The organism is Dietzia sp. E1 (assembly GCF_014145015.1).
In the GTDB taxonomy this organism is placed as follows: Bacteria; Actinomycetota; Actinomycetes; order Mycobacteriales; family Mycobacteriaceae; genus Dietzia; species Dietzia cinnamea_A.
In genome coordinates this window covers 1-3,952 of the sequence record NZ_JAALDU010000198.1, presented here as the reverse complement: position 1 = coordinate 3,952, position 3,952 = coordinate 1, and the positions used below count along the sequence as shown (strand labels likewise).

The 3,952-nt window shown below is 70.2% G+C and carries 3 protein-coding genes; all 3 read right to left on the bottom strand.

Annotation, left to right across the window (positions count from 1 at the left end; translation table 11 throughout):
* Nucleotides 1-52: 52 nt before the first annotated feature.
* Nucleotides 53-1,153, bottom strand: a complete 1,101-nt coding sequence (locus tag G6030_RS07795; RefSeq protein WP_182642729.1) for a peptidoglycan recognition family protein — start codon at nucleotides 1,151-1,153, stop codon at nucleotides 53-55.
* 262 nt (nucleotides 1,154-1,415) lie between these two features.
* On the bottom strand, nucleotides 1,416-3,275 hold the full coding sequence (leuA, locus tag G6030_RS07790; RefSeq protein ID WP_007630174.1) for a 2-isopropylmalate synthase: 1,860 nt from the start codon (nucleotides 3,273-3,275) through the stop codon (nucleotides 1,416-1,418).
* Nucleotides 3,276-3,434: 159 nt separating this feature from the next.
* Nucleotides 3,435-3,872, bottom strand: a complete 438-nt coding sequence (locus G6030_RS07785; RefSeq protein ID WP_007630176.1) for a GNAT family N-acetyltransferase — start codon at nucleotides 3,870-3,872, stop codon at nucleotides 3,435-3,437.
* Between the last annotated feature and the right edge of the window lie 80 nt (nucleotides 3,873-3,952).

Here is a 3,952-nt window from a genome sequence, read left to right as displayed (position 1 = left end):
GCGCGCTGCGACCGCCCTGCCCGCGCGGCCCGGCCGCCCCGCCCGGCCGCGGTCAGGAGCCGAAGGCCGCCGAGGAGATCGCGGTGGGCGTCCAGCCGTTGGCTGCGTGATCCCGGATGAACTGCATCTGCGGGTAGAAGGAGTTGCCCGGGCACGCGGTGCCGCCCCAGTCGCGGTGGCCCGAGACCGCCATCATCGGTCGCGTCGCGCCGCCCTGCGGGTTGCGGTACGTGATGCCCGCCCGCGGGTTGATGCCCGTCGCGTTGCACAGGGCGCGCACGCAGTCGATGGTCGCGCCCACCGCGGCTGCGGTCGGCGGCGCGCCGGTGAAGTCGCCCAGCAGGCTGATGCCGATGTTGCCGTTGTTGAAGCCGCCCACGTGTCCGGCGGTGACCACCGGGGGAGCGATGCCCGCGACGGGCGGGAACTGGAACACCGGATTGCCCACCGGTGTCCCGCCACGGCCCTGGTAGATCCGGCCCTCGGGGTCGATGAGCAGGTGGTACCCGACGTCGCCCCAGCCCAGGGTGTTGGCGTGGTAGTTGTAGATCGCCCGCACGCTCGCGGCGCGGTCCGGTCCGGGCACGACCGCGGTGTGGTGGATGGTGATGGACTGCGCGGGGAAGTAGGTCGGCGCCCACCGGAATCCGGAGACGTCGCCGGCGCCCCACGCCGCACGCGGGATCACCGGCAGGCCGGCCAGTCCGATGCTGCCGAGGCTGTAGTTGCGCGGGGTGCCGCGGCCGTCGTCGAAGACGGTGGCCTCCGAGCCCGCGGGAGCGTCGACCTCGTAGCCGACGGCCCCCTCGGGCGCGGCGACGAGCTCGGCTGCGGGCGTGCTGCCGGCGTCCGGCGCGGAATCCATCGCCTCGAGCGGGAGCCAGTCGCCCACGGAGCCGTCAGGGAACGCGAACCGGATGCGGCCGGCGATGTCCTCCGGGCTCGGGAACGTGACGCCCACGAAGCCGAGCGGGCCGTTGGGCTGGATCATGCCGCTGCCGGTGGAGATCGACTGCATGAGGTCCTGGGCCACGCCGAGGGAGCCGGTGCTGAACGGATCGGCCCCGGCTACGGGGCCGCGGACGGAGGAGGCGACGGCGGCGCCCACGCCGACCGATGCGGCGGTGAGGAACCCACGGCGTGTCACGGACATAACAGCTCCAGACTGACGTTTACGGAGGGCAGACGCCATACCTATCGGCGCGACCCGTCGCCACATTACGCGCTTGTTGTAATCGGATCGAGACCATCGTTACCGGAGTGATACATGCGACAAACGAGGTTCGGGGGGCGCCGTGGGTACACGAAAAGACCGTTCCGCACACCTTCACTCGGGTGATGTGTGCGGAACGGTCTTCTCGATGGTCGGGGCCTCGCCGGCCTGCCGGGCAGCCAGCCCGCCGTACCTCAGCCCGTCACGGGGCCCAGGTGCGCGCGCCCTCGACCGAGCCCACGGCCTCGGCGCCCTCGGCCTCGTCGGCGTACGCACGGTTCACGGCGGAGACCACGGCGCGCAGGGATGCGGTGGTGATCGAACCGGCCCGGCCGACACCCCAGAAGACCCGGTTGCCGAACTGCACCTCGACGTACGCGGCTGCGGTCGCGTCATCCCCGGCGGTCATCGCGTGCTCCGAGTAGTCGAGGATGCGCACCTCGTCGTCGAACATCTCGTTCAGGGCGGCGACGAACGCCGCCAGGGGGCCGTTACCGGACCCCGTCAGCTCGCGCGTCTCGCCCTTCCACTTGATGACGGCCTCGATGAAGTCTTCGCCGTCGTCGGTCTCGGCCGGCGAGAGCACCTGGGACATGCGCTCCATGGGCGAGACGCGGTCCAGGTACTCGAGCGAGAAGATGTCCCACATCGCCTTGGGCGTGACCTCGCCGCCCTCGGAGTCGGTGACGTTCTGGACGATCTGCGAGAACTCCATCTGCAGGCGCCGCGGCAGCTGCAGGCCGTAGTCGCTCTTCATGATGTAGGCGACGCCGCCCTTGCCGGACTGCGAGTTCACGCGGATGACAGCCTCGTACGTGCGGCCCTCGTCCTTGGGGTCGACGGGCAGGTACGGGACCTCCCACGTGATGTCGGTGATGTCCTCGCCGCGGGCGTCGGCCTCGGCCTGCAGGGCGTCGAAGCCCTTGTTGATGGCGTCCTGGTGGGAGCCGGAGAAGGCGGTGAAGACCAGGTCGCCGCCGTAGGGATGGCGCTCGGGGACGGGCAGCTGGTTGGCGTACTCGACCGTGCGGCGGATCTCGTCCATGTCCGAGAAGTTGATCTGCGGGTCGACGCCGCGGGTGAGCATGTTCATGCCCAGCGTCACCAGGCAGACGTTGCCGGTGCGCTCGCCGTTGCCGAACAGGCAGCCCTCGATGCGGTCGGCGCCGGCCTGGAACGCCAGCTCGGCGGCGGCCACGCCGGTGCCGCGGTCGTTGTGCGGGTGCAGCGACAGGATGGTCGAGTCACGGTGCGCCAGGTTGCGGTGCATCCACTCGATCTGGTCGGCGTAGACGTTGGGCGTGGCCATCTCGACCGTCGCCGGCAGGTTGATGATGATCGGGTTGTCCGGCGTCGCGCCCACGACCTCGGTCACCGCGTCGCAGACCTCCTTGGAGAAGCCCAGTTCGGTGCCGGTGAACGACTCGGGCGAGTACTCCCAGCGCCAGTTGGTGTCGGGGTAGTCCTTCGCGATGGTCGTGACCAGCTCGGCGGCGTCGGTGGCGATCTTCTTGATGTCGTCGCGGTCCTTACGGAAGACGACCTTGCGCTGGAGGATCGACGTGGAGTTGTAGAAGTGCACGATCACGTCGGACGCGCCCTCGCACGCCTCGAAGGTGCGGCGGATGAGGTCCTCGCGGCACTGGACCAGCACCTGGATGGTGACGTCGTCCGGGATCGCGTCGTCCTCGATGATCTCGCGGACGAAGTCGTAGTCGGTCTGCGACGCGGACGGGAACCCGACCTCGATCTCCTTGTATCCCATGCGCACCAGCAGGTCGAACATGCGGCGCTTGCGCGCGGGGCTCATCGGGTCGATCAGGGCCTGGTTGCCGTCGCGCAGGTCCACGGCGCACCACTGGGGGGCGTGGGTGATGACCTTGTCGGGCCAGGTGCGGTCGGGCAGCGAGACGTCCTCGACCTCCTCGGCGAACGGCCGGTACCGGTGCCACGGCATGGAGGAGCCGCGCTGCTTGTTCCACGACGGCTGGTCGGGGCGGCCGGGCTTGGAGGGGGGCGTCAGGGTCGACGACGACGAGACGAAGGCATCAGCGGGATTCATTGCGGGGGCTCAACTTCCGTGGAGTTCGATCGTTTCAGGATCGGACCGGCGCGACGAGATCCCGCGACGGGGAGCCGGTCCGCTCTAGCGGGCCCCGCCGCGGCATCCAAGAAGGAGCACGCGCTGCATGCGGGCCACCATACACCTTCCCGCCGGACGTCACGGAATCGGAATGACGAACGTGGTGGGTTCGGCGGTGACGTCGTTCGGGGTGTGGAGCGGCGAGTCGGGGCCCAGGTCCTGGACGTCGCCGTCGTGCATCGATCCCCACACGCGTCGACAGCCGGCCTCCTCGGCCACCGAGACGGCCTTGTCGACGAGCCTGTGCGCGATGCCCTGGCGCCGCAGGTCCTCGCGGACGCGGATGCCGTAGACGAACAGGTCCGGGCTGGCGCCCAGGTGGCCGGTCTCCACGGCGACGAGCATCGCCACCGGGACCCCGTCGTGGAGGGCCATCAGGAGCAGGTTGGAGCCGCGGTCGAGGAAGTCCTGCGTCCACTCGGCGGTGGGCGGGGAGTCGAACAGGTCGCCCGCGGACAGCACGAGGTCCAGGTCTGCGCGCGAGGCGCGACGGATCACGAGCTCCGGCGGGGTCATTTCTCCAGTGTGGCAAATTGCGCCGCGGTTCGGCACGGGCGCGGCCCCGGGGCACGTCGCGGGCTCGGGGCGGCAGGTCG

Bases quoted from the DNA above. Each gene is read 5' to 3' on its own strand.
- leuA (WP_007630174.1), bottom strand. From the start codon at position 3,275: ATGAATCCCGCTGATGCCTTCGTCTCGTCGTCGTCGACCCTGACGCCC.
- G6030_RS07795 (WP_182642729.1), bottom strand. From the start codon at position 1,153: ATGTCCGTGACACGCCGTGGGTTCCTCACCGCCGCATCGGTCGGCGTG.
- G6030_RS07785 (WP_007630176.1), bottom strand. From the start codon at position 3,872: ATGACCCCGCCGGAGCTCGTGATCCGTCGCGCCTCGCGCGCAGACCTG.